1 pseudogene is annotated in these 2,899 nt (G+C 55.5%); it reads left to right on the top strand.

From position 1 onward, the window contains the following. A pseudogene (locus ACIOWA_RS27715) lies at window positions 1–2,687 on the top strand (DNA-directed RNA polymerase subunit beta'); the annotation flags it as partial. Window positions 2,688–2,899: the final 212 nt, after the last annotated feature.

Below are 2,899 nucleotides of genomic sequence, written 5' to 3'. Positions count from 1 at the left end.
ACGTTGTATTGTGTCTGTACTACATGACTCGTGAAGCGATCAACGCCAAGGGCGAAGGTCGTGTATTTGCGGATCTGCAGGAAGTTGACCGTGTGTTCCGTGCCGGCGAAGCCGCACTGCACGCCAAGGTTAAAGTACGTATCAACGAAACCGTCAACGATCGTGACGGCAATAGCGTGAGCGGTACCCGTATCGTCGACACCACCGTCGGCCGTGCGCTGCTGTTCCAGGTTGTGCCGAAAGGTCTGTCGTACGACGTCGTCAACTTGCCGATGAAGAAAAAGGCGATCTCCAAGCTGATCAACCAGTGCTACCGCGTGGTTGGTTTGAAAGAGACCGTCATTTTCGCTGACCAGTTGATGTACACCGGTTTCGCTTACTCGACCATTTCCGGCGTTTCCATCGGCGTTAACGACTTCGTTATCCCGGATGAAAAAGCCCGCATCATCGGTGCTGCCACCGACGAAGTGAAAGAGATCGAGAGCCAGTACGCCTCCGGCCTGGTTACCCAGGGCGAGAAGTACAACAAAGTGATCGACCTTTGGTCGAAGGCGAACGACGAAGTTTCCAAGGCGATGATGGCCAACCTCTCGAAAGAGAAAGTCATCGACCGTCATGGTGTTGAAGTCGATCAAGAGTCTTTCAACTCGATGTACATGATGGCCGACTCGGGTGCGCGGGGTTCCGCAGCACAGATTCGTCAGCTGGCCGGTATGCGTGGTCTGATGGCCAAGCCGGACGGTTCCATCATTGAAACGCCGATTACTGCGAACTTCCGTGAAGGTTTGAGCGTACTTCAGTACTTCATTTCGACTCACGGTGCTCGTAAAGGTCTGGCGGATACCGCGTTGAAAACTGCGAACTCCGGTTACCTGACTCGTCGTCTGGTAGACGTGGCGCAGGATCTGGTTGTAACCGAGATCGATTGCGGCACAGAACACGGTTTGCTGATGACTCCGCACATTGAAGGCGGTGACGTTGTCGAGCCGTTGGGTGAGCGCGTATTGGGTCGTGTTATCGCCCGTGACGTATTCAAGCCAGGTACCGAGGACGTCATCGTTCCTGCCGGCACTCTGGTAGACGAGAAGTGGGTCGAGTTCATCGAGCTGAACAGCATCGACGAAGTGATCGTGCGTTCGCCGATCAGCTGCGAAACCCGCTATGGCATTTGTGCCAAGTGCTACGGCCGAGATCTGGCTCGTGGTCACCAGGTGAACATTGGTGAAGCGGTCGGCGTTATCGCTGCCCAGTCCATCGGTGAGCCGGGTACCCAGCTGACAATGCGTACGTTCCACATCGGTGGTGCGGCAAGCCGTACTTCCGCAGCCGACAGCGTTCAGGTCAAGAATGGCGGTACCGTCCGTCTGCACAACCTGAAGCACGTTGAGCGAGTGGATGGTCACTTGGTTGCTGTGTCCCGTTCCGGTGAGCTGGCAATCGCTGACGACTTCGGTCGTGAGCGTGAGCGTTACAAGCTGCCGTACGGTGCTGTGATCTCGGTTAAAGTAGGTGTCAAGGTCGACGCTGGCGCAATCGTGGCCAAGTGGGATCCGCACACTCACCCAATCGTTACCGAAATGAAAGGTACCGTGACCTACGTGGGCATGGAAGAAGGCATCACGATCAAACGTCAGACTGACGAATTGACCGGTATGACCAACATTGAAGTACTCGATGCGAAAGATCGTCCAGCTGCCGGCAAGGAAATCCGTCCTGCAGTGAAGATGGTCGATGACAATGGCAAGGATCTGTTGCTGCCAGGCACTGACGTTATCGCTCAGTACTTCCTGCCAGCTAACGCCCTGGTCGGTGTTGCGGATGGTGCGAAGATTGCGATCGGTGATGTTATCGCTCGTATCCCGCAAGAAACTTCGAAAACCCGCGACATCACCGGTGGTCTGCCGCGTGTTGCCGACTTGTTCGAAGCTCGCCGTCCGAAAGAAGCATCGATTCTGGCTGAAGTCAGTGGCACCATCGCGTTCGGTAAAGAGACCAAAGGCAAGCGCCGTCTGGTTATCACCCCGAACGACGGTACTGACCCGTACGAAGAGCTGATTCCGAAGTGGCGCCACCTGAACGTGTTCGAAGGCGAACAGGTAAACCGAGGCGAAGTTATCTCTGACGGCCCTAGCGATCCGCACGATATCCTGCGTTTGCTGGGTGTGAGCGCGCTGGCCAAGTACATCGTTAACGAGATCCAGGACGTTTACCGTCTGCAAGGCGTGAAGATCAACGACAAGCACATCGAGACCATTTTGCGTCAGATGCTGCGTAAGGTTGAAATCGCTGAGTCCGGCGATTCCACTTTCATCAAGGGCGACCAGATGGAATTGACTCACGTACTGGTAGAGAACGAGCGTCTGGGCGCGGAAGACAAGTTTGTCTCCAAGTTCACTCGCGTTCTGCTGGGTATCACCAAGGCGTCGTTGTCGACCGAATCGTTCATCTCGGCGGCTTCCTTCCAGGAAACCACCCGTGTACTGACCGAAGCAGCCGTCACCGGCAAGCGCGATTACCTGCGCGGCCTGAAAGAAAACGTAGTCGTGGGTCGTTTGATCCCGGCCGGTACCGGTCTGGCCTATCACAGCGAGCGCAAGCGTCGTCGTGAAGCAGACAAGCCGTTGCGCGTGAGCGCCAGTGAAGTGGAAGCTGCACTGACCGAAGCGCTGAACTCGAGCGGTAACTGAGTTCTGCGATATATGAGCGTAAGGCCCTGATCGCTCCGTTCATCGAATCGAGACAATTTGTCGAGGTTCGAGGGGCGGGGAGGTCGGGGCCTTGCCTTGACTGGGGGCAAGATCCTCTTTAGACTCTTGATCCCCTAAATTTGGCGGGAATTCGTTCCTGCCATTTTGCTTTTCTTGCAAGACAATAGCGTCGCAAGACAACAGTGGAGCTA

It is taken from the genome of Pseudomonas sp. NPDC087614 (assembly GCF_044743485.1).
GTDB classification, from domain to species: Bacteria; Pseudomonadota; Gammaproteobacteria; order Pseudomonadales; family Pseudomonadaceae; genus Aquipseudomonas; species Aquipseudomonas baetica_A.
The sequence above is the reverse complement of the archived record's forward strand: the minus strand, read 5'-3'. Positions and strand labels throughout refer to the sequence as shown.